24 protein-coding genes and 1 riboswitch are annotated in these 23,804 nt (G+C 39.1%); of the genes, 6 read left to right on the top strand and 18 right to left on the bottom strand.

The genetic code is table 11. The annotated features are described in order from the left end of the window. The first annotated feature begins 29 nt into the window (after positions 1-29). Entirely contained in the window at positions 30-674 is a 645-nt protein-coding gene (locus AC2117_RS07455; protein WP_202741849.1) for a hypothetical protein, read from the top strand. 44 nt (positions 675-718) lie between these two features. Here AC2117_RS07455 and AC2117_RS07450 read toward each other — a convergent pair whose 3' ends face one another. The 7 genes from AC2117_RS07450 to AC2117_RS07420 form a co-directional block, all read right to left on the bottom strand. Next, positions 719-1,963, bottom strand: coding sequence for a D-amino acid dehydrogenase (locus AC2117_RS07450; protein ID WP_133973034.1), 1,245 nt, complete (start codon positions 1,961-1,963; stop codon positions 719-721). Between the two features lie 175 nt (positions 1,964-2,138). Beyond that, positions 2,139-2,226: riboswitch (glycine riboswitch) on the bottom strand. 150 nt (positions 2,227-2,376) lie between these two features. After that, positions 2,377-2,868 carry a hypothetical protein gene (locus AC2117_RS07445; protein ID WP_133973032.1) on the bottom strand — a complete coding sequence of 164 codons (492 nt, stop codon included), beginning with the start codon at positions 2,866-2,868 and terminating at the stop codon, positions 2,377-2,379. Positions 2,869-3,203: 335 nt separating this feature from the next. Then, a complete protein-coding gene (locus tag AC2117_RS07440) occupies positions 3,204-3,749 on the bottom strand; it encodes a cysteine hydrolase family protein (RefSeq protein ID WP_133973030.1) in 546 nt (181 codons plus the stop codon). Positions 3,750-4,052: 303 nt separating this feature from the next. Continuing rightward, positions 4,053-4,283 carry a hypothetical protein gene (locus AC2117_RS18910; RefSeq protein ID WP_197731006.1) on the bottom strand — a complete coding sequence of 77 codons (231 nt, stop codon included), beginning with the start codon at positions 4,281-4,283 and terminating at the stop codon, positions 4,053-4,055. A gap of 270 nt (positions 4,284-4,553) precedes the next feature. Continuing rightward, positions 4,554-4,871 carry a hypothetical protein gene (locus tag AC2117_RS07430; protein ID WP_133973028.1) on the bottom strand — a complete coding sequence of 106 codons (318 nt, stop codon included), beginning with the start codon at positions 4,869-4,871 and terminating at the stop codon, positions 4,554-4,556. A 203-nt stretch (positions 4,872-5,074) separates the two neighbouring features. Continuing rightward, positions 5,075-6,469: a class II fumarate hydratase gene (gene fumC / locus AC2117_RS07425; RefSeq protein WP_042894029.1), complete on the bottom strand. Its 1,395-nt coding sequence runs from the start codon at positions 6,467-6,469 to the stop codon at positions 5,075-5,077. A 114-nt stretch (positions 6,470-6,583) separates the two neighbouring features. Continuing rightward, on the bottom strand, positions 6,584-7,591 hold the full coding sequence (locus AC2117_RS07420) for an NAD-dependent epimerase/dehydratase family protein (protein WP_133973026.1): 1,008 nt from the start codon (positions 7,589-7,591) through the stop codon (positions 6,584-6,586). A 65-nt stretch (positions 7,592-7,656) separates the two neighbouring features. On the opposite strand from AC2117_RS07420, the gene tusD reads away from it, so the two are divergent. Genes tusD through AC2117_RS07400 form a run of 4 tightly spaced genes read left to right on the top strand, consistent with a single transcriptional unit; the run spans position 7,657 to position 9,052 of the window. After that, complete coding sequence (tusD, locus tag AC2117_RS07415) at positions 7,657-8,025, top strand: sulfurtransferase complex subunit TusD (protein ID WP_133973024.1); 369 nt, start codon at positions 7,657-7,659, stop codon at positions 8,023-8,025. 44 nt (positions 8,026-8,069) lie between these two features. Then, on the top strand, positions 8,070-8,420 hold the full coding sequence (locus tag AC2117_RS07410; RefSeq protein WP_133973022.1) for a hypothetical protein: 351 nt from the start codon (positions 8,070-8,072) through the stop codon (positions 8,418-8,420). 17 nt (positions 8,421-8,437) lie between these two features. Further along, on the top strand, positions 8,438-8,722 hold the full coding sequence (locus tag AC2117_RS07405) for a DsrH like protein (RefSeq protein WP_133973020.1): 285 nt from the start codon (positions 8,438-8,440) through the stop codon (positions 8,720-8,722). 18 nt (positions 8,723-8,740) lie between these two features. Beyond that, a complete protein-coding gene (locus AC2117_RS07400) occupies positions 8,741-9,052 on the top strand; it encodes a TusE/DsrC/DsvC family sulfur relay protein (protein WP_042894025.1) in 312 nt (103 codons plus the stop codon). Positions 9,053-9,054: 2 nt separating this feature from the next. On the opposite strand, the gene AC2117_RS07395 is transcribed toward AC2117_RS07400, so the two are convergent. Beyond that, positions 9,055-9,918, bottom strand: a complete 864-nt coding sequence (locus AC2117_RS07395) for a DMT family transporter (RefSeq protein WP_197731005.1) — start codon at positions 9,916-9,918, stop codon at positions 9,055-9,057. Positions 9,919-10,041: 123 nt separating this feature from the next. Between AC2117_RS07395 and AC2117_RS07390 the strand changes: the two genes are divergently transcribed. After that, a complete protein-coding gene (locus AC2117_RS07390) occupies positions 10,042-11,433 on the top strand; it encodes a PLP-dependent aminotransferase family protein (protein WP_133973018.1) in 1,392 nt (463 codons plus the stop codon). 16 nt (positions 11,434-11,449) lie between these two features. On the opposite strand, the gene AC2117_RS07385 is transcribed toward AC2117_RS07390, so the two are convergent. From AC2117_RS07385 to nirD, 10 genes are all read right to left on the bottom strand, one after another. After that, entirely contained in the window at positions 11,450-11,926 is a 477-nt protein-coding gene (locus AC2117_RS07385) for a winged helix-turn-helix transcriptional regulator (protein ID WP_133973016.1), read from the bottom strand. A gap of 204 nt (positions 11,927-12,130) precedes the next feature. Continuing rightward, complete coding sequence (locus AC2117_RS07380; protein ID WP_133973014.1) at positions 12,131-13,366, bottom strand: molybdopterin molybdotransferase MoeA; 1,236 nt, start codon at positions 13,364-13,366, stop codon at positions 12,131-12,133. After that, a complete protein-coding gene (gene moaCB, locus AC2117_RS07375; RefSeq protein WP_133973013.1) occupies positions 13,366-14,289 on the bottom strand; it encodes a bifunctional molybdenum cofactor biosynthesis protein MoaC/MoaB in 924 nt (307 codons plus the stop codon). Before moaCB ends, AC2117_RS07380 begins: the two co-directional genes overlap by 1 nt. Before the next feature lie 22 nt (positions 14,290-14,311). Beyond that, a complete protein-coding gene (locus tag AC2117_RS07370) occupies positions 14,312-14,797 on the bottom strand; it encodes a molybdenum cofactor biosynthesis protein MoaE (RefSeq protein WP_133973011.1) in 486 nt (161 codons plus the stop codon). Between the two features lie 3 nt (positions 14,798-14,800). Then, the gene (locus AC2117_RS07365) at positions 14,801-15,055 is read right to left on the bottom strand and encodes a MoaD/ThiS family protein (protein ID WP_042894016.1); all 255 of its coding nucleotides are present in this window, start codon (positions 15,053-15,055) and stop codon (positions 14,801-14,803) included. Next, entirely contained in the window at positions 15,056-16,096 is a 1,041-nt protein-coding gene (moaA, locus tag AC2117_RS07360; protein ID WP_133973009.1) for a GTP 3',8-cyclase MoaA, read from the bottom strand. Between the two features lie 228 nt (positions 16,097-16,324). Then, positions 16,325-18,598, bottom strand: a complete 2,274-nt coding sequence (locus AC2117_RS07355; protein ID WP_133973007.1) for a molybdopterin-dependent oxidoreductase — start codon at positions 18,596-18,598, stop codon at positions 16,325-16,327. A 149-nt stretch (positions 18,599-18,747) separates the two neighbouring features. Then, entirely contained in the window at positions 18,748-19,377 is a 630-nt protein-coding gene (locus AC2117_RS07350; RefSeq protein WP_042894015.1) for a molybdenum cofactor guanylyltransferase, read from the bottom strand. Further along, positions 19,374-22,154, bottom strand: coding sequence for a nitrate reductase (locus AC2117_RS07345; protein ID WP_133973005.1), 2,781 nt, complete (start codon positions 22,152-22,154; stop codon positions 19,374-19,376). Before AC2117_RS07345 ends, AC2117_RS07350 begins: the two co-directional genes overlap by 4 nt. A gap of 18 nt (positions 22,155-22,172) precedes the next feature. Beyond that, positions 22,173-23,795: a nitrite reductase small subunit NirD gene (gene nirD, locus AC2117_RS07340; protein ID WP_133973003.1), complete on the bottom strand. Its 1,623-nt coding sequence runs from the start codon at positions 23,793-23,795 to the stop codon at positions 22,173-22,175. Between the last annotated feature and the right edge of the window lie 9 nt (positions 23,796-23,804).

Genomic DNA, 23,804 nt, shown 5'->3' with positions numbered 1-23,804 from the left:
AGCAAAGTAGACTGAAAGTATAAGCGATCATGCTGTCTAATACTGATATGAATCATTTGAAAAGATTAAGTTTTGCCGTGACACTGAGTTGTTTATGTTCATCTCTTGTCTTTGCAGAATCAATAGACTGCTCCAATTCTGGAACTGAGCTTAAAATCTGCTCAAAAACATTTAGTGAATCGAGAAAGCAACTCAATAATAAATATCTTTCTGCATATTTAGTTACTGATGCCCCCTTACAGCTTTTACAGGATACACAAAAGTTATGGTCTAAACATACTCAGCAATGCAAGAGTAATACATGCGTTCAGCAACAGTTTGATTTACGTACTGATGACCTAAATTTTTATGCGTCACTTAAGCAAACACTTACTCAACATTATCTTAAGTTTGAAAATGGACGTATAGCTGCACAACCTGTTCACATTCAGGTCCATCAGCTTGCAAAGGATAAAATCAAGATTGAAGGAATCGCATATCGCAATCCAAATAACCGCAAAGAAACTCAAACGATTTCTTTGATGGCCTATAGTTCACCTGAACAAAAAAGTGAAATTTTAGACAATGAACATAACTGTAAATATCAGTTTAATTTTCAAAAAGCTTTACTTAATGTGAAAACACAACAAAAAGGCTGTGAGCGTTTTAGCGGAATCTACCGATTATATGATTAATACGTTAAATAAAAGCCAGTGTTTAAACACTGGCTTTTTACTTTCTAGACTGGATATTTCTGGGCAATATCCTGACCGACTAAAACTGCAGTTGCCGCAGACAAAGTCCAACCTAAGTGCCCATGTCCGGTATTATAGAAAATACGAGGTTGTTTAGACTGCTTCACCACAGGCAACATATTTGGCATCATAGGTCTTAGCCCCGCCCAAGGCACCACATGCTCAGTTGAAATATCAAAATTACGGTTTACCCAATTCACTAATGGTTGAATACGATCAGCCCGTATGTCACGGTTGTAACCATTAAATTCCGCAGTACCCGCCACACGCAGTCGATCTTTACCTAAACGAGAAGTCACGATTTTTGCACTTTCATCTAGTAAGCTGACCCACGGTGCATTCTGCACACTTTGCTCATCTTTTAATTGCACGGTAATTGAATAGCCTTTTACTGGATAAACATTTACACGCTCACCAATCATATCAGCAAGTTGATAGCTCCCTACACCACCACAAACCACAAGCACATCACCTTCGATCTGGATGCTATCGGATTCAACAAGATATGGATGCTCTGCACTTGGCTGACAACTTACGATCACTTTGTCTGTATGACACTTAATATCTGTGACTTCCAGACCAAATTTATACTGAACGCCATATTGCTTAGTTTTTTCAGCCAAAGAGGTTGAATATTTATGAATATCACCTGTTGCATCACTTGGCGTGTAATAGCCACCAAAATAGTCACCCGTCAACGATGGCTCTATTGTTTTCATTTCATCAGGAGAAACCGAATAGCGCTCCAATGTACCTTTGTTCAAGACATGATTGACTTGTTTAGCGATCTCGTAATCGGCCTTACTATGATACATATGAAGAATGCCACGTTTCTCCAAATCAAACTCAAGCTGCTCCTTTTCTGCAACTTCAAACAAGCGCTTACGGGCGAGTAATGCCAATCGGACCGTCTCGATCGTATTCGCTTCATAGTGTTTAATATGGGATAAGAACTCAACCAACCAACTATACTTATGCAAACTAAATGAAGGATTCAGCAATAGCGGTGCATCTTTTTGTCTCATCCACTTAAAGCCCTTAACTACAGTGGCTTTTTGGTTCCATACTTCCGCATTACAAGCCGATAATTGCCCTCCATTGGCAAATGATGTTTCCATTGCAGGATATAGATGTCGATCAATCACTGTGACTTGATAACCCAGCTGCGATAATTCATAGGCAGAGGTAACCCCTGTGATTCCCGCACCTATCACAATAACATGTGGCATAACAGACTCCTCAGAAATGCAAAACATTTCATCAGTACAGCCCATCTGTCATTGGTACCTGAGAGTTTCGACCCCAACGTTACCTTTTAACGTTAAGATCTTCCCCTTCGGTGAGTTTATAATTTATAAGTTATTATTTTCACTTCTTATAAATCTAAGCTTCTCTCCAGATTTTTTAATTATTACAGTCCTTCTGCCTGAGAGTTTCCGGGCTTGTTGCTCCTTCGGCGGGTTCTTACGAACCTCTCTCCCGCAATAATTTTGTATTTATATAAGCAATGTATCTGCCACTTTAAAAAAAACGCATTCTTTTCTTGTAAACTTTTGTACCAGTAATTATCAAGTTATAAGCCATTAATTTAATTATAAAAATAAAAAAGGTAAATCTTTATAAATTCACCTTTTGTGTTTAATTAGAATTTTCCGTTGAGCACTGGGTCTGAAACTGTACCTTTCCATTGCTCACGCAAGGTTGGTAAATAAAATTTCTCACCAATCGTGACCAATTCTGCATCAATCAATGCGTGAACTTCGTGCATAAAAATATAATCAAGGGCAACCAAAGAGAGTTCATGATTTTTTTGTGCTGTTTTCTTACGTTTCGCTTGAGCTTGCTTCACTAACTCATTCGCAAAATTTTTATCTTTATAAGCCGTAATTGCATTTAAACGGAGTTCAATAACACCCCATCCAGCTAATAGCTTTTTAAAGACATCAAAATCTTCAGAAGTTGATTCCCACGTTACATTTTCTAGATCATTATCGTCAGGTAAAACCGGCAACAACAGATCACCTGTACTTGGGAAAATCTTTTTAAGATTTAACAGAAACTTAACAGGCTGATCACCGGGATAATCATTAAATTGCACATGTTGTTCGGTATCTGTTAAATAAATAGAGAGCATTCAAAAATCCTTAGCTAAGTTTCTGTTTTCAATTACTTTATATTTAATTTTGCAAAATGGATGCAAAACAATAAACAATATAAAAACAGGACAAGGTGCGCATTTTAACAATTATGACAGCTTATTCAACGCTAATTCGCCATTAATTAGTGAAACTTACACCCTCTTGATAAAAAGCCCTCCGAAAAGGGCTCTTTGTTACTACAGGTTCAATTCCTACCATCGCTATAAACTCTACCAACAACTCGTCTTTAGCAAGGCTTCTTATGCCGTAATAGATATACAGCTAATAAGACTTTTTGAATAAAGTTGTTCACTTTATGTCTAAATTAAATTTAAGAAATAAACTGTGCTGTCGTCTTTAACTGAGCAAAAGCATTGCTTAAAACTTGGTTATGATGATCAATTATTTGCAGAGCATTTAAAGCGACTGAATCAGTTGTGGTGTGTGCATCTGAGATTAATATCACTTTATATCCATTCTCTGAAGCAGTCCTAACAGTAGTATCAATACAATACTCAGTTTTCATTCCAGTAATTATGATTTCATCAACATCAAGTTTCTCTAACACTTCTTTTAAAACAGTATTTTTAAAGCTGCTCGGGTACATTTTTTCAATGACTGTATCTTTATGTGGATTAAAAGGTAAGTCTGTGATCAGTTGAGTGTTCGGGCCGTTTGGATCTAATGGTGTGCCTCTCTCACCGACATGCCGAATAAAGATAATTGGTCTATCATTCAAGCGGCAATATTCAATAAGGCTAACAATATTTGAAAGTACAAGTTGAGCATTATGTGGCTTAGACTGGCTATTAAATAGGCCATTTTGCATATCAATGACGAGTAAAGCCGATTTTGAGTTACTACTGAATTTTTTCATAATCTTTCTCTGTAAAACCAATAATGAACAGAGAAAAATTAACCCAGCCATTATTGGCTGGGTTTGGTCATCTTATTAAGTCACTTTAATAAAAAATCACACGCAGCCTTCCTTAAAGGTCGTGGTGGTTGTCGTGATTTTATTCAATAAACAGTTCATTTGTTTTAACTGCCATAATTAAAGTGTGATTAACCATACCATAGCTTTTTCAAAAGAAACAAAGCTTTTTAACTTTTTTATTTTGTAGAGTACCTTCTACTCTTAATTAGTTCTTACAGAAATACTTCATACTCAAAAGCTAATTTATTTAACCGAAAGTAAGTATTCGTATGCTGTTTTTTCATCACTCTGTAGTTTAATGACTGCATCAGTTTCATCATTCAAAGTAAGGTTAAATACCTGCTCACCATCATAAGAAATTTGATGGCCCATACGAAATTCTGAATCAAGTGACTCAAGAATAATAAAATTTCCTTCAATATTCGAAGCAATATAGTAAATATTGTTCCGATGAACATATCTAATTGTGTACATCACTATTTAAATTCCATCTAAAAAATTATGTTTTTTCTTAAATAATAAAAAAGCTCTCTTCCTCTTCTCAAGCAGAAATGAAGCTAGCGAAAAAAGATCCGCCCTTCTTTTGATTTCTAGCACTAATCGTTCAGCGCCAAACTAATATATAAATATTACAGAAATACTTAATAATAAAAAACCCCGCCATTAGTCGATACTTAGTCGGGTTTCTTATACCGTTATATGTCTGGCAGAACTGACTATCACATGAGCTAACTTCTATTTAAATTAATCTTTACACTTAACTTTCAAAACGGCTGCTTTGGTATTCACTGGAATAAGCCGTCCTGAATTGTAAACAGTATGATGATTTACGATTTTGTTATTACTATCCAACTCATCAAACCCTTTATTTTTACATATTTCTTCTCCTTTCCCGATTAACTTTGACCTCAAGGCTTCTCTTGAACCAAATGCATTACTTTGAGCATGAAGTTGGTAAACACTAGGATTCACCTCCACTACAGAAGGTGGAAACATTTGTAGGCAACCCGACAATGTACAAGCTGTTATTGCTAAAACAACTATTGATTTAGTCTTTCTCATTTACTTGGAATTAAAATAAAATAACTTAGCAAAACTAAAGTCTAGATATGACATTAGTATTTCAAGGTATAAAAAAAGCCCACTTTTTCAAGCGGGCCTTCCCCTTATGATTTTTTGCGCTGATCATTCAGGACTTTTGTTGTACTTAGCAACTTACGGATATTACAGAAGTATTTGAAAATAAAAAAGTCTATCAGAAGAGATTATTTACTATTTGGTGAAACCATTTTTTCAGGTTTAACCACTTCATCAAATTGCTCTGCCGTAACTAAACCAAGCTCAACTGCCACCTGCTTTAAAGTTTTATTCTCTTTATAAGCAGTCTTTGCAACTTTTGCAGAATTTTCATAGCCGATCACTGGATTTAAAGCAGTAACCAACATGAGTGAATTATGTAAGAAGTGATCAATTTTATCCTGATTAGGTTCAATTCCCACCGCACAGTGATCATTAAAACTATTACAAGCATCACCAAGCAATTGAATAGACTGCAATAGGTTGTAAGCAATTACAGGCATAAATACGTTTAATTCAAAGTTACCTGAAGCACCGGCCACATTAATAGTCGTATCATTTCCAAGCACTTGCGCAACGACCATGGTCATTGCTTCACTTTGTGTCGGGTTTACTTTGCCCGGCATAATGCTTGAACCAGGTTCATTTTCTGGAATACGGATTTCACCGAAACCACAACGTGGCCCACTTGCTAACCATCGAATATCATTGGCAATCTTATTTAAACTGACTGCAAGCGTTTTTAAGGCACCAGATGCAAAAACAGCAGCATCACGTCCCGCAAGTGCTTCAAATTTATTTGGAGCAGTCACAAACGGTAAGCCTGTAAGCAAGGCAAGTTGTGCAGCTGATTTCACTGCATAGTCAGGATGTGCATTTAGCCCTGTACCGACCGCAGTGCCACCCAATGGTAATTCATATAAGCCAGTTAATGCCTGTTGTAAGCGTACGATCCCATGCTCAAGCTGAGAGACATAACCACTAAATTCTTGACCCAATGTTAATGGCGTTGCATCTTGTAAATGGGTACGGCCAATTTTAACAATAGATTGAAACTCATCAGATTTTTTTTGCAAAGTCGCTTTAAGTTGTTCTACTGCCGGAATGAGTAATTCATTAATTTGCAAACTTGCCGCCACGTGAATGGCCGTTGGAAATGAATCGTTTGTTGATTGAGCACGGTTGACATGATCATTGGGATGTACTGGTTTCTGAGCACCCAACGCTTGACCTAATTTCTGGTTTGCAATATTTGCAATCACTTCGTTACAGTTCATGTTACTTTGCGTACCAGAACCCGTCTGCCAAACAACTAAAGGAAATTGAGAATCCCACTTGCCTGCAATCACTTCTTCAGCCGCGCCCACAATATATTGGCTCAAATCTTGCGGTAACTGTTCAAGTTCAGCGTTGGTTATTGCAGCAGCCTTTTTTACTAGCCCCATTGCTCGAATCATGGCACGTGGTAATCGTTCTTGCCCGATTTTAAAGTTCTGTAAGCTGCGTTGAGTCTGTGCTCCCCACAATGCTTCATTTGGAACTTCAATCTCACCCATAGTGTCATGTTCAATTCGTGTTTGCATAGAAACCTCAGTTATCTGGTAAAAGAACTCACGGGCTGAAGCAAGTTTTGCTCTGGCTAGTTAATATGAGTATCGTACTCAAGCATTCCATTATTGTAAATAAGAATCATTATCCTATCTTCCATTTAATGTATTTTGATAGAACCGCCATTCATCTTCAATCATTTGCTTTAATGATCGTTTAGGCGCCCATTGCAATAATGTTTTTGCTTTCTCTATATTTGCCCCAACTTGCTCTAACTCGACATGCTTATAAATCGCAGGTTGAGTCGCAATTTCAGCTTGGGTTACCTGTGAAATTTCATCTAATAATTGACGAATAGAGTGAACTTGATCATGGGCAATGTTAAATGCCTCACAACAATGCGTTTGGTTACGCAGCCAATGTAAGCTTGCACTTACAGCATCACACACATCTAAAACGTGTAGAAAACTACGCTCAGTCGTATGATCTGAAGTGGTTGCTTGGTCTTGTAATTCGATTAAATCACGTTGCATGGCTGCAACTTGCATGGCAAGCGGCACAATATTTTTTGGAAGCTGCGCGACATATTCTCCGAGTACGCCATGTTCAAACGCACCTACAATGTTAGATAAGCGCAAGATCGCAATTTTCCACTCATGATCGATTTTATAAGTATCACGAATGATTTCTTCAATCATCTGTTGAGACTTAATGTAAGGATTAGGGTAAGCATAATTGAATTCGTCTGTTTCGCTTAATTGCAGACCAGATTTTCCATAGGCAGCAAGGCTTGACAGCTGAATAAAGTGACGAACGCCCGTACGTTGCATGGCACGGAGCAAACTCATGATGCAACTGACATTATCATTATAATATTCAAGTGGTTTAAGATTGGATTCTTCAATTGATTTAAACCCTGCAGTATGAATAACCGCATCAATTGAATATTGTTCGAAGACCTTATTGAGTGCGGGCGTATTACGTACATCAAGTTTAACAAACGGAACATACATGCCAGAAATAAACTCTAGCCGTTCCAACGTTTGCAGGGTCGAATTAGCCAAATTATCGACGATTACCACCTCTTGCCCTTGAGCCATTAGACTCAAAGCAATGTGTGAACCGATAAAGCCTAAACCACCTGTCACTAAAATCATTGTATACTTACCTTTCTCTTAATGTATCTACGCCCATTTAGACGTATGACCATAGTGAATTCTTAATGAGTACATTACTACTAATTACCTCTGCTCCTACTTCCATCCATGCTTGGCATGCTTTAGGATTTGCTCAGGCACTCAAAAGTAAAAATGAAGACTTTCGTGTATTCTTTTACCAAGATGGCGTGCAGGTTGCTAATGATTTTCAATGGGTTCCTGACGACCAGCGTAATTTAACGCATGAATGGCAAAAGCTCTCGATTCGACTTCCTGTTTGTGTGAGTGCTGCCCTCGCTCGTGGTATTACCGATGCAGAAAATGCCAGTCGCCATCACCTGACTCATCACAACCTTGCCAAAGACTTTGAACTCGTCGGGTTAGGTGAACTTGCTGATGCAGTACAGTCAGCATCTCGTCTTATTCAATTTTAAGTTACTTTGTTTGCTTAGATTGTTGCTTTTAAAAGGTATATTGTGTGAAATCTGTACTCGTCATTTTAAGCCAAGCCAACTTAACTAGTCTTCAAATCAATGAAAGCCTTTCTGCTACTATGGTTTTAGCAACCTTTGGCTCACCAGTCAAAGTATTATTGAAAGATGCTGCTCTTAGTCTTTTGCAAAATGATCTAAGCTTTAAGCAGTTTCATCATGCCTTCAAAGTGGCTTCAAATATGGTCGAAAGCTTTGAGTTTTATGATTTGAGCCCAATTCTTATTGAAAGCAAAAATCAGCAGCATCCTTTTGTTCGCGACACTGAACAAGAGCTTGAGTTCGTCCAGCTAAATACTGAGTTCATTCAATCTTTTGATCATGTTCTATATTGGTAGATAAAGGTGTAAATTTAATGAATCCATCAACACTTTATCTAGTGCAGTCTTCTTATCACAATACCCCTAAAATTATTGATGAATTGCGTGATATTTATCAGGTAGGTGATCAGATTGTTTTTATGGGCGATTCTGTTGCTCAACTTTCAGCTCAAGTTATTCAACAGTTTGAATCTGTTTCGTGCTTAAGTGTCGAAAAAGTTTTACTCGATACAGATACCTTAACTCAGATAAATGTATTGGACTATGATCAATTTGCAGATCTTGCTTTAACATTTAATCGCTGTATTTCTCTTAAATAATAGATTTAGGCTAGTTTCATGAATTTAGAATTAGACCAAGATGGTCATTTGGTTGATTATACGATCTGGAATCCTGAAGTTGCACAAGAACTCGCTAAGTCACTTGATCTTGAATTAACTGATTGGCATTTTGAAGTTTTAGCTGCTGTTCGTCAGTTTTACCAACAGTTTGGGCATTCTCCAGCAACTCGCCCACTTATCAAATATCTTATGAAAACCGTAAGTCCAGACATTAATAATGCTGTTTTACAGCAGCAATTTAATACTGGTTTAGTTGCCCGTCATTTGAGTCGTTTGGCAGGCATTCCTAAACCAGCAAATTGTTTATAAAGTTAAGCAAACTTTTTTGCAGCAGCGACACACAAAATAGTGGCTGCTGTTACTCCTAACATGGACCAACTCACATGTTCGTGCAATAAAATTGCCGCAATGGCTAGACCCATTAATGGCTGTAAGAGCTGTAGTTGGCTAATGGCAGCAATTCCACCTTGAGCAAGCCCTTTATACCAAAAAAAGAAACCAATCAGCATACTAAACAAAGACACATACATAAGACCGACTAGAGCTGATGTAGACACACTCTGAAATGAAGCTGGCATATAAAAAATAGTAAAGAACAGCATGAAGGGTAATGACAGAATGAGCGCCCAACAAATGACTTGCCACCCACCGATTTTTCTTGAAAGTACACCACCTTCTGCATAGCCAAAACCACAGAAAATAATCGCCATCAACATGTAAAAGTCCCCTATTCCAAGTGATGTATCACCAGAAAGGAAAAACATATAAGCGAAAACAACTGCACTCCCCAAGACTGCAAATATCCAGAAAAATTGATTCGGTTTTTCTCCACCTCTCAGCACAGCAAAGATTGCAGTTGCAAGTGGCAAAAGACTAACAAAGACAATTGAATGGGCTGCATTCATATATTGCAAGGCAAGCGCTGTAAATAAAGGAAACCCGATCACTACGCCTATAGCAACAATGGCAAGTGGCCACCAATCTTGCTTGGCTGGCTTTTTTTGTTTTAAAACTAAAATAAGAATAAGCCCCAAAATACCAGCAATTGCTGCACGTGCTGCCGTTAAAAACCCAGGTTCAAATCCCATTACAGCAACACGTGTTGCTGGTAGAGACCCGGCAAAAATAGCTACCCCAATAAATCCATTCACCCAGCCATTCATAAACCTATTCATAATTTTCTCCATCACTATACGAAGAATTTAAGCTGTGCTAAGGTGATAAAACCAGATACAAAGCAGTACAATTTAAAAGAACTGTTATGTATCTATAACCAGTACAGTTAGGATTACAAACAAGTGAATCAGGCAAAAACAAAAATTGAAATTGTCATTTCAGAGATTGAACAACAAATAAAAAACCGATCTTTGATGCCTGGAGCACGCTTACCTTCTGTTCGTAAGTTAGCCAAGGATCTTGGCTTTTCTGTTTCAACAGTTGTTGAAGCCTATGAAAGACTAATTGCGCTTGGAAAAATTGAATCGCGAACTGGCTCAGGCTTTTATATTGTTGGCCCACTTGCACCTCTAGCTTTAAGTGAATTAAGCCCTCAATTAGAACGTTCCGTAGACCCGTTATGGATCTCTCGTCAATCTTTAGAAGCAAAAGCTGATGTTTTTAAACCTGGATGCGGTTGGCTACCCGATGACTGGATGCCCTTAGAGAGTATTCGCAAAGGATTAAGAGCTGCTGCAAGAGGGACAGACGCTTGTTTAATGGGTTATTCAACCCCGTTAGGATTACCAGCTTTACGCGATTTATTAGCAAGACGTGCTCAATCGAAAGGAATAGATGCAAATCTAAATCAAGTACTTTTAACAGATTCGGGAACGCAATCGATTGATTTGGTTTTTCGGTTTTTATTAAAGCCTGATGATGTAGTGATCATTGATGACCCGTGTTATTTTAATTTTCATGCCTTGCTCAAAGTTCATCAAGTTAAAGTGGTTGGAGTACCCTACACCGCAAATGGCCCAGATTTAGAAGCATTTAAAGAGACCATAGAGAAATATAATCCTCGGCTCTATATCACCAATTCAGGCATTCACAACCCAACTGGTGCCACACTTTCTCTATCTACGGCATACCAACTGTTAAAGCTGATTGAACAATCTAACCTGATTGTAGTTGAAGACGATATTTTCTCAGATTTTGAATATACTCCCGCCCCTAGACTTGCAGCTTTAGATAATCTTTCACGCGTCATTTTTATTGGAAGCTTCTCTAAAACATTATCTGCGTCTATTCGTTGTGGCTATATTATTGCTAAACCAGAATGGATTGATCAGCTTACCGATTTAAAAATTGCCACCAATTTCTCGCATAACGGCGTTTCCGCAGAGGTTTTACTCTCTGCCTTGACAGACGGCTCTTATCGCAAGCATTTAGAGTTATTAAAAGTACGTCTAGCAAAAGCCATGCATGAAACCATCACAAAACTTGAACCTCTTGGCATAAGACCATGGATTAAGCCACAAGCTGGAATTTTTGTATGGTGTCATTTACCTGAAGGTTTAGAAGCTTCAAAAATTGCGAAATATTGTATTAATCATAATGTTATTCTTGCCCCAGGCAATGCTTTTAGCCAAGCATCTAATGCTGGTCAATTCATACGTTTTAATGTGGCACAGTCAAACCACGAACACATCTATAAAACTCTCGCCAATGCCATTCAGCAAGAGTTTTCATAGTTTATAGAGCAAAATATTAGGCTTGTTTTTGTTGAATATACGCAAAATAACCTGGTCCTGCTGACACTTGTACTTGCTTAGCATGTAAAGGCTCACGGCACACCGAGCACACCATAACTGGTTCAAACTTATGCCCACAAGTTTTATGACGATATTCTAATGGCTTACCTAAACCTTGATCCATCCATTTATCGCCCCAATTCGCCATAGACAAAATAATTGGATAAAGCTCAAAGCCTTTATCAGTTAGTCGATATTCAAAACGCTCTTGTCTATCAAAATAAGGTGCTTTGACTAAAATTTCATATTCAACTAAGCGTTTTAAACGATCTGAAAGAACATGACGAGTTACACCTAATGATTTCTGGAAGTCGTCAAAACGTCGTATTCCCATAAAAGCATTACGTAGTATTAGCATCGTCCATCGATCGCCAATTACTGATAGCATACGAGCAACCGAACAAGGCTGATCACCGATGTCGTCCCATTTCATCTTTATGCATTCCTCGATATTATTTAGCCCAATGGCTCTATAGTTTATACCCTAAACCACTTGTCACAATATATGCAAGATTGATTCTAAAAAAATAAATGCTTATTAACTTTTATAAAAATTATTCATTATAGAAAATATAAAATTGCTGAATAAATATGACTCATTCACGGCGTAATGAGCCATATTTCTCTTTCTTTATACTTAATTTGAAATAAATATACCTTTTAATATATAACCCGCTTCTAGTTTTACACCCGCTGGAATTCGAACAAGACAGTTGGCCTGCATTAAGTTACTCAGCATATGTGATTGCTGTTTTGCCAGACTTTTTATTTTAAGCTGTCCATTTTCAAAATAAGCATACATGCGCAAAAAACGTTCACGTGCATCTTCTTTTAAGTCATGCTCCAAAATCGCACTAAACCACTCTGGCCCCGCCTGATTCCCCTGCAAGCTATCTAACAAGGCTTTACCATATATCTGCATAGCCACATATACAGCAGCAGGATTACCCGGTAAGCCTAACAAGTAACAATGATGGCCTCTTTCTGGCTGGGAATATTCAGCAAAAAATAGAGGTTTTCCCGGCTTCTGTTTTACTTTCCAAAAGATTTGTTCAAAACCAACCTCAAAAGCACATGGTCGTACAAAGTCATAATCACCAACAGAGACTCCACCTGTCGTTATAATAACATCATGACTGTCTTTGCACTGATTAAAGTAATGCATGACTTGCTCTGCCTCATCTGCCACATGAATCAATTCAACATCTAAGCCATAATCTTCAAACCAAGCTTTTAGTAATGGTCCATTTGCATCAAAAATTTTGCCATCGATAAGATCTTCTGCGGTTTCGGCGACTTCATCTCCAGTCACTAAAACAACAACTTTCGGCGCACGGTAAATTTTAACTTTTCGCACACCAGCCATACTTAAGGCGGCCAAACTTCCAATATTTAGAAACTGTCCAATTTGGGCAAGCAATTGACCTTTTTGAATTTCCTCTCCGGTAAAACGTATATCAGCTTGAGGACGTATATGCTCAGTTAAGCAAATTTCCTGTGCTGCAAGAACCGATACGACTTCCTGCCGAGCAACATGGGTTGTTCCTTCTGGAATTTTACCGCCTGTGAATATACGAATAGCCTGACCCTCTTTAAGGGTGTCATGGCTTTCGCTTCCCGCACGAATCTCGCCCGTAACCTGAAATTTTTGTTGTTGCAAATCTTCAGCATGGCTACAAAGTGCATAACCATCTACCGCACTTTGAGAAAAACTTGGCAGATTAATTTCTGAATAAATTTCTTTAGCGAGATATCTACTTAGGCTATTTTGAAGAACTTGGTTAATCGAACCCAACTTTTTTGGCTGCTTAATAATCAGCTCAAGAGCTTCATCTACACTAATTAATCCACGCTCTGTACCACAACCTGACATTATTCATAACCTCCTGGATGCGGTAAATCACGGCAAACATCAAAAATATGAACAAGGGCGGGTAAAATAGCAGCCATTGATTCACTTGCTCCACCACGGCTTCCCGGTAAAGTCACCACTAGAGAGCGATCGATAAAACCTGCTACCCCACGTGACATTGCTGCATATGGCGTGCGTTTTTGTCCAAAAGATCGCGCTGCTTCCATTAAACCGTCTAATTTACGTTCTAAAAGTGGCTCTAATGTATCGACTGTAATGTCACGCTTACCAATTCCAGTTCCACCAACCGTCATAATGCAAGCATATGATTTGCTCAACTCAAGCACTAAATCTTTTAGAGTTTCTGCTTCATCAGGCAAAATTTGGTAATGAATCGGATCGAATCCTGCCTCAGTTAAAGTTTCAACCACAGATTTTCCGGCTGTATCGGGTTTTCTACCGGCTGCAACGGTGTCGGATAACACAATGACCGCTGCCGAAACGGGTTGACGAAGTACTCGTTTAAAGTGTGATTTCCCACCCTTTTTCTTAAGCAGTTTACATTGATCCATCCAGAGTTCTTCTGGCTCACAATGTGGTTTTAACATGTCATAAATCGTTAAACCTGCAAGGCTTGCAGCCGTTAAGGCTTCCATTTCAACCCCTGTAGGGCCAATGGTCTCAACTACGGTAATAATCTTTACGAAATCATGCTCTAATTCATATTCAACGTCTGCACGATAAATCGGTAACGGGTGGCATAAAGGAATTAGCTCATCGGTGCGTTTGGCTGCCAAGATTCCTGCAACACGTGCGGTTTTTAATGCATCACCCTTTTCAGTATTCCCTTGTCTTAATAGCTCAATACAATGTGGCGGTGCATATAAAATTGCCTGTGCTTCAGCAACACGATAACTTTCCGGCTTCATTCCTACGTTTTTCATTTTTTATCCTAGTCGTGCATATTCAGTGTTGGTGTTCATGGCCGGTATGATGGTGATGCTTGTGTTCTTGCGGTGCATCTTTGCGAATACAGCAACCTTCTACGTAGTGACTTGTACCATCTGTAAAGAACTCTTCTTTAAAAACTGGTACTTCATGTTTCACCCGCTCAACCGCTTCCTCACATGCCTGAAACGCTTCACGGCGATGAGCTGCATAAGCAATCGCAATAATGGCTGTTTCACCTACATCCAAATATCCAATCCGATGAATAACCCGCACATAAGATACCTGATACTTTTTCTCAATTTCCAGTTCAATTTCACGTATCATTTTTTCAGAAAGTGGCTTATATGACGTATATTTCAACGCCTTAACAGCTTTACCCTCATGGTGATTACGAACCGTACCTATAAAAATATCGATTCCACCACATTCAGGAAATGATTGGATAGGATCAAAAGTATCTAAACTTAAAGCCTGCTCTTGTATACGTGCAAAATCTTGCATGACTTAACCTCCAGCAACTGGCGATAATAAAACCAAAGTACATGGTTCACTTAAAGCAGATTGACGCGTTATGACATTATCACCAATTGCACATGCACATTTTTCCATGGCTTGTGTACATTCCGGATGTAATGAAACAATTTCATCTAATACATCTTTAACCAAAATCTGGTTAGGAAAAACTACCGAAAGATTTTGAGGAAGCAATTTTTCAATTGCACCAAACGTTTCGATTTTAATTTGAATAGATTGTTGCATTTATCCCCCAAGCATATGCATGCTGATTTTACGGGCTTGTTGATGTTGTAAGGCATAAAAACCTTTAGCTTTATGCCAGATATACGGCATAACCATATCTGTTAACTGTTGAATATGCAGCGCATGATCGGATGAGTCATTTGCACGTAATAATGATTGAAGCAGGGGTTTAATATTTAGCCCCTGCGGTGCAAATAAACAGTTGTATAACTCACCTTGCGCCGTTAGTCGTATCCGGTCACATTGATGGCAAAATGAATGAGTGATTGTGGAAATAATTCCGAGGGCGTAGCTATTGTTAATCAAATATTGGCGTGCTGGTTCATGCTCTTGTTCGACGACCTGTACTGAATAGTGAGGTTGCAAAACTTGTAATATTTCAGCTTCACTCACCACATCTTTACTCGACCAAAGCGCATCGCCATCAAGAGGCATAAACTCAATAAAGCGTAAAGGAATATGATTGGCAATTGACCACTTCACCATCGGTAATATCTGATCGTTGTTTTTATTTTTCATTAATACACAGTTAATTTTAAAAGGTAATCCAGCATCTTTAGCAGCTTGGATACCCTCTAGAACAGGTTCTAATTTTTTCTTGGTGAGTTCTTTAAACTGAATAGCATCAAGACTATCTAAACTAATATTTAAATCATCTAAACCCGCGTCTTTTAACTGCTGAGCATATTTAGCCAAATAGTGTCCATTGGTGGTCATTGAAACCCGCTTTAAACCTAACACTTTCAAAGCTTGTAAATCACGAACAAAGTGAACAATACCTTGACGCATTAATGGTTCGCCCCCCGTAATACGGATACTTTCAATACCTTGCTGCACCATAAAATGGCAAAATTGAAAAAGTGCCTCAAAACTAAGCAGGTCTTGTTTGTTTAGCCATTCTGGATGTTCAGGCATGCAATATACACACTTAAAATTGCAGCGATCCGTTACCGAAATACGTAACTTCCGCTTGATGCGCCCATATTGATCTTGCAGAAGCATTGGCGCAGTTTCAGAGTGATATTGTTTCATCATTTGCACTCATGTCGAGAACAGTTCAAATATTGCGGGCACTTTTTATGGGCGATTAAAATAATAAATTGCTCTTCAATAGTGCTCTGCTGTTTATGCAAAATTTGTTCCAATTCTAATTATCATCCATAACTTTTTGGGCATCAGCTAGATTAATCGCCGTACTATTTTCAACTTAAATTTGAAAGCTGTATCAAATGAGTGCGGCGTTAATCTCTGAAATACCCTACATTATTTCTAGCATTTTTCTAAACGGATGGGTACATATTTATGGTACGGGGTTTTAGACAACGGATCACAATGTTCAGCAGACACCAGAAGATTTAATTGTGGTCCTATCGGCTCTCCACCTTGAAAGCGCATGCCATAGCCATGTGGAAGAGAAACAACACCTTTTCTCATACCTTCATCAAAATCTACGGTGACCTGAATTTCTCCGTGTTGTGAGATACATTTGAGTTGATCTCCTACTGCTACATTCAAGTTTGTCGCATCTTCAGGATGAATTCGCAAAGCCCCTTCTGCATCTACTTTTCGCCATGCAGGGTCGCGGTAAATTTGATTGGCGTTATAACTACGACGTTCACCTGACAACAGGATGAAAGGAAACTCTTCAATACTAAATTGATGATTTTTTAAATTTGCCAACTCATTTAACATTTCGGGAATAGCCAGACGTATTTTTTTGTCTTTATAGGCAACCAGCTTCCAAACTTCTTCATATTCATGTTGCGACAACACCACGCCTGACCTCTGCTTTAATATTTGATCAAACAAGCGAACACCTAAGGTTAAAGGATTACCTTTATAGCCCACACGGCGAACAGCTTTTGTATGTAAAACAGCGTATTGAATAGACAGAGGTAATAAAAATGCCGTTGAAGCAGCTGAGTTTTCTAAACGCTTACCTAAAGTGCGATAAAGAATTGAGGCTGCAAAAGGAATATATTTTTTATGCCGAGCGAAGGTCACGCCTAAAGCCGACAGATAAGGTAAATATGCTGTTTTTTTCGAGTCGACCGCAGCTATTTTTTCTAACAATGGAAAGCTTTTAGGAATAACCTGCATAGCCTCAAGCAACCGCGTGTAAATTTCTGCTTCGGGTAAAGTATTGCTTTGAGCCGTGAATACAGGATGTCTTAAATGAAAACCGTTTTTAGGAAACTCAAGATTAAAACCTGTAAATTCCCATTTTTCAAACTGAGTATGTGCAGGCAAAATATAATCTGCCAACCTAGCCGTTTCCGTCATGGCAACATCGACCACGACCAATAAATCTAACGCCTTAAATGCCTTTTCATAGGCAGGTGTATCGGGGTAAGTTATTAAAGGATTACAGCTATCTACAAAAATTGCGCGAATTCGTTTTTCACCTGCTTTTAATACTTCATCCGGCAAAATATTTGGTGGGAAAAATCCAGAAATCGGGAACATTTTATGGTAAACACTACGTCGATATTTCGATTTTCTTTCATCTGTATCACTTAAAATTGGAATAAACATGGTATGCAAATTATTGGTACCTTGTTTTCCAAAGTGACCAGTCACTAAATACAGTAGTTTTTCTAAATATCCGTTTAATGTTGTATTTAAAGTATGCTGAATACCTAAATCAATGCGCAGACAGCCTCTTTTAGCCTTGGCAAAATCTCTAGTCACTTGATAAATCAAATCGACTGGTACATCCGCTTTAGCAATATATTCTTCAATCGGGACACGGTTAAAAGCTGTTTTTACCTCTTCAAAGCCATGCGTATGCTGCTCAATAAACTGCACATCATAAAGTTGTTCTTTAATAATAATAGCAATCATGGCTGACATTAAAAAAGCATCAGTTCCAGGCTTTAATTGCACGTGGATATCTGCTTGTTTGGCTGTTTCGGTAACGCGCGGGTCAAATACCACCATAGTCCGGTTAGGGTCTTTCTTAATATGCTTTAGCGTGTCTCGTGCATTTGGAATCCCATGTGCTTGAAATGGATTTGTACCAATGAACAGAACGTAGTCAGCGTATTCAACATCTTCGGTGGTATGGCAGGCCTGACTTCCAAATAAACGTCCATTCAGCCAGAAATCACCCGTTTTTTCTTGGGCAAGAGAGTTGTATGCGTAATAACTTTTCATGGCTAGTAAAAGTTGACGCCCATAAGCTGCACCGAGATGGTTACCTTGGCCACCGCCGCCTACGGAAGCAAAAGCAGTCCCGCCAAAATTATCTCGAATATGAACTAAGCGCTCGGCAATTTCTTGTATAGCATTGTCCCAACTAATTTCTTGAAAAGAACCATCTGGCTGACGTTTTAACGGCGTAGTCAAGCGGTCTGCATGCTGCTGATAGTGTTGTAATCTTGCTGCCTTTTGACAAATGTAGCCTTGAGAGAAAGGATGCTCAGGATTGCCTTTGATTTTGGTAAACTGATTATCCTTAATTTCGACACTTAACCCGCAATTTCTTGAACACAAAATACATGCGGTAACATCTGTTGTATTTTGCTTCAGTGCTTCTACCATTCCTATTGACTCCTTTATTTTTATATATTTCACTGGAATGAAATATCAAGTTCCAAAATAGAACTTATCCAACAAATAGTCAAGAAATCAAAAATTAAAAAACAGTTATTCCATGCGATCAATATGAATTTTAAATTTATGATAAACACTTAACTCGTTGTAAAAATCTCTTTAAATGCTTTGATTTGCTTATATTGTTGGAGTTCATCCAACGAATTAATGCTATGAAAAAATAAGTTTTGTTTCTGAAATACGGCAACTTGTGCATGCAATAATTTAAAGCATTCCTTCAAACTCAATTGTTGTTTTTCAATTTGCTGAACTATGGTTGCCAGACTTTCGCGTTTTAATAAACAAAATGGATACAGCGCATCCCCATTGATTGAAACATAGGCCGCTTGAGCTTGTTTATTTTTGCGTATCGCATGATGTAATTTTGCAACAACTTGCGTAGGCACATAAGTCACATCACAAGGAATGAACAAAACATAATCTGCCTCAACATTCGACCATGCACTTTTCATCCCCATAAGCGGGCCTAAAAAACCTGATGCATCATCTTGATAACAACGAATATCAGGCACGATACTCTGATAAATTGAATAGTCACGATGACTGTTAACCCAAATTTCAGACACCGATAATTTTAATTTTTGGTGAATTTTAAAAAGTTGTGTTTCACCATCAAATTGCTGCAACAACTTATTTAAACCGTTCATACGGCGGGCTTGTCCACCCGCCAGAATGACTAGATCAGTTACGGGATATCCCTTATTCACACTTCCACCTCCTGTTGACAAGCTTTAATCAGGCCACGGATTTCAGCTAAACATGAACCACAGTTTCCACCTGCTTTTAAACAAGCAGTGACCTGTTTTTCATGGGTAATGTTTTGTGTTTTTATCGCTTCAATAATTTTATTCTTACCTACTTTAAAACAACTACACACTAAAGGCCCATCATTATTAGTAGCCGACATCGGCATACCCGCTAGCAAAGCTTTGCGGTGTAAGGCACTTAAACGTTCACGTTTAAACAGACTAGCCACCCAGTCACGGTCTGGCAATAAATCTGGCGGTGCAATATATAAGCTTGCAATTACAATGCCATCTTTCAAAATAATGCTGTGGCTGAGTTGAGAAGAAATATCTTCTATGCTTAACCATTCAAAAGTTTCATCTGCAAATGGTAAAAAGCTTTTCAGGTTCTTTTGAGTATCATTAAAAGTTTGGCGATCTGCAAGTTCATAGCGGTTGGTTTTTACCATTTTGACCTTGGTCCACCATGCACAGTGATGTAGCGATTCTTGAATATGAGAGTCGAAACCTTCACGGATATATAACACGCCTTGCCATGCTGTATAAAACGGTTGAATGGTGACAGGTGTATGCTTAAATTCAGGCTCGCCCGAAATTGCATCAACTTCAGGGTTAACGACTTTACCAATACGGGCATCGGAGGCAACTTGTTCAGTCCAGTGAATAGGTGCGAAAATTTGCCCACGACGTACACCCGATGAGAATGTCACACGCAGAACACAACTGCCCCATTTCGAACGAACTTCAACCAAGCCTTGATCACGTACACCAAACTTTAATGCATCACTCGGATGAATCTCACAGAATGGTTCCGCACGGTGACTCGTCAAGTTTGCTGACAAACCAGTACGGGTCATGGTGTGCCACTGATCACGAATACGCCCCGTATTCAAAATGAGTGGATAGTCTTCTGAAACTGCATGAACTGGATCAATTGCAACGGTTGGAATTAGTTTTGCCTTTGCATTTTTATGGCTAAACTGGCCCTTACTAAACAGTTGTTGAACCTTTTTAATGTCTTGGTTTTTGTTCCATACTGGCCATTGAATCGGTTCTAAAGCATCATATTCGGCTACCCTTAGGTCTGTTAAACCTTTCAGATTGAAATAACGGAATGTATTACTTTCTTCACGTGCATCAATATCTACATTATCTTGTGCAGATAGTGCGGCATGCTCATTAAAAATGTCACTTGCACCCGCAAAGTCAAAACCATTAAAGCCTAATTTTTTCGCAACTTGGCTCACTGACCACCAATCTGCTTTTGCTTCACCCGGAGCAGGTAAAAAAGCTCGTTGACGTGAAATACGGCGTTCAGAGTTAGTTACTGTACCGTCTTTTTCTCCCCAACCTAAGGCAGGAAGCAAAATATCAGCATATGCTGTCGTATCTGTATCGGCACAAATATCTGACACCACGACCAGCTCGCATTTTTCTAATGCACGTTTTACTTGGTCTGCATCAGGCAAACTCACAACAGGATTAGTTGCCATAATCCAGATTGCTTTAATTTTTCCATCTTCAACAGCACGGAACAAATCAACTGCTTTTAAACCCGCTTGGGTCGCAATAAATGGGCTATCCCAAAAGGTTTGCACGACTTTTTGATGCACTGGGTTATCTAAGTCCATGTGAGCTGCTAGCATATTTGCTAAGCCACCCACTTCTCGACCACCCATCGCATTGGGTTGCCCTGTCATTGAAAATGGTGCTGCGCCCAGTTTGCCAATTTTTCCAGTGAGTAAATGACAGTTAATAATACTATTGGCTTTATTTACACCCTGACTTGACTGATTTACACCCATTGAAAATAGTGTTACCACTTTTTCAGTTTGAGCGAATTTCTCAAAGAACTGCTGCAATTTGTCTAAAGAGATGCCGCTACGTTTTGCAACGTATGCAATATCCATTTCTGGTTGACTGCTTGCCAAAACTTCTTGTAAGCCTTCGGTGTAAGCGTCGACAAAAGCTTGATCGACATGACCATTTTGATATAGGTATTGAAATAGACCATTAAACAAGGCTACATCTTGGCCTGGTAAAATCGGCAAGTGCAAATCGGCTTGTTCGCAAGTACTGGTAAAACGTGGATCAATCACCACCACAAACATATCTGGGTTTTGGCTCTTTGCCTGCATAATCCGTTGATAAAGTACCGGATGACACCATGCAGTATTGGAACCCACCAATACCACCATGTCTGCGTGTTCAAAATCTTCATAGCTTGCTGGTACAAGATCTTCACCAAAGCTACGTTTATGTCCGGCTACTGCTGATGACATACATAACCTTGAGTTGGTGTCGATGTTCGCTGTACCTAAATAGCCTTTTACAAACTTGTTAACAATATAATAGTCTTCGGTAAGCAATTGTCCTGAAACATAAAAGGCGATGCTGTCACGACCGTATTTGTCGATACACGACTGAAATTTATCGGCAATTTTATCGATTGCATCGTCCCATGTAGTTACAGTCCGGTTAGACTTACGCCCCATCATTGGCTGTAAAACACGTGTTTCTAACCCCAATGTGTCCGCAAGACGGCTACCTTTAATGCATAAGCGTCCAAAATTGGAAGGATGCTCTGCATCCCCCTCAACTTGAACTAGAGGCCCTTGAGGATTTTGTTGAACGTGTACACTGACACCGCAACCAACACCACAATATGGACATGTTGTTTTAGTTGTTTTTGCAACATGATCGGAGCTATCGATTTCAACGCTTGGAATACTGTTCATAACTGCTCCTTTCCCTATTTAGCCTGCATTTTTTAATGCAAAATCTCGACCAAACAACAGTTTATTTCTGAATAACGAAACAGGGGTTTGATCTGCAATTAACTCTGCATACCACATGCCATCTTCAGTATCACCAAACAAAACTGCACCAATCACTTTATCGCTTTGAATAATAATGCGTTTGTAAATCTGGCGTTTTTCATCGTTCAGGATAATATCTTCATAATCATCTTTAGGTTCAAAATTACCCGCAGAGAATACATCGACACCACTGACTTTTAACTGAGTCGGTACAGTCGGCGCCTTAAAGGTCAAGCTACCGTGCTCAGCCAAGTGCGTCGCACAGATAAAAGCTTGGCCCCATAATGGTTCAACCAAACCAAAGGTCTGTCCACGGTGTTCAATACACTCCCCAACTGCGTAAATACTTGGGTCAAAGGTTTGCATAGTGTCATTCACCAATACACCGCGGTTACAGCGTAAACCTGCACTTTGCGCCAAGCTAATATTTGGTCGGATACCGACTGCAAAAACCACAAGGTCTGCCTCTAAAACAGTACCGTCTTTGAGTCGAATCTGTTTTACATGACCATTTTCATCACCTACCAAGGCTTCTGTATTGGCTTCGGTAATAATATTAATGCCCTTTTGTTCAATGCTGTGACGCAGTAACTGACTCGCACGGCCGTCGAGTTGACGCTCCATAATACGGTCCATCAAATGCAGCACGGTCACATTCATACCGCGTTGTTTTAAACCGTAAGCTGCTTCCAAACCGAGTAAACCACCGCCAATCACCACTGCATTGGTTTTTGAACCGCAGTATTCAATCATGGTGTTAACATCATAAATATCACGGAAAGTTAAAACGCCCTTTAAATCTATTCCTTGAACTGGAGGAATAAATGGCGCCGAACCGGTTGCCAAGATCAAACGGTCATAATCAACCGTCTGACCTTTTTCGGTGTAAACCACTTTACGTGGACGATCAATTTTTACGGCCTTGTCACCAGCAATAAACTTGATGCCTTTGTCGCTATACCACTTTGGTGGGTGCAGCATAATGTCTTCAATGGTTTTTTCACCCGATAAAACCGGAGATAACATAATACGGTTGTAGTTACCCCAAGGTTCTTCACCAATGACCGTGACTTCATAACGATCTGGCGCCATGTCGAGTAAATCTTCTAGGCAACGCATACCTGCTAAGCCATTGCCAATCAGTACCAATTTCAGTTTGTCTTGAGAGACACCTGTATTGGTAATATAAGTTTTTTGTGGCACGGGGTTGATCAAAACACGACCATCAACAATTTTGCTTGGATAAACTGAAAGTTTTTGATCTTTATCTTCTAAACAGCGACCAGTTGCCAAACTAAAGTGTTGTTTATAAATCGGTGATGCAATCACACGTTCGCCTTGTAAATCACCAATAATGCCGCGGCTCATGACATTTGCTTGGCTAAACGGATCTTTATTGCTTAACACATAAACGCGTTTTTCATGTCCCACGCGGAAAATTGCAACCGCTTGACCATCTACTAACGCACCTGCACCAGTGTTTGGTGTTAAGTCATCAAGTGCACACACATCAATCCATTGACCATCAGGAAGCATATTTTTGTCTTGTACAATATTCATAGAGTTTCT

Origin of the sequence: Acinetobacter calcoaceticus (assembly GCF_900520355.1) — a bacterium.
GTDB classification, from domain to species: domain Bacteria; phylum Pseudomonadota; class Gammaproteobacteria; order Pseudomonadales; family Moraxellaceae; genus Acinetobacter; species Acinetobacter calcoaceticus_C.
This window is presented reverse-complemented; position numbering and strand designations above follow the sequence as displayed.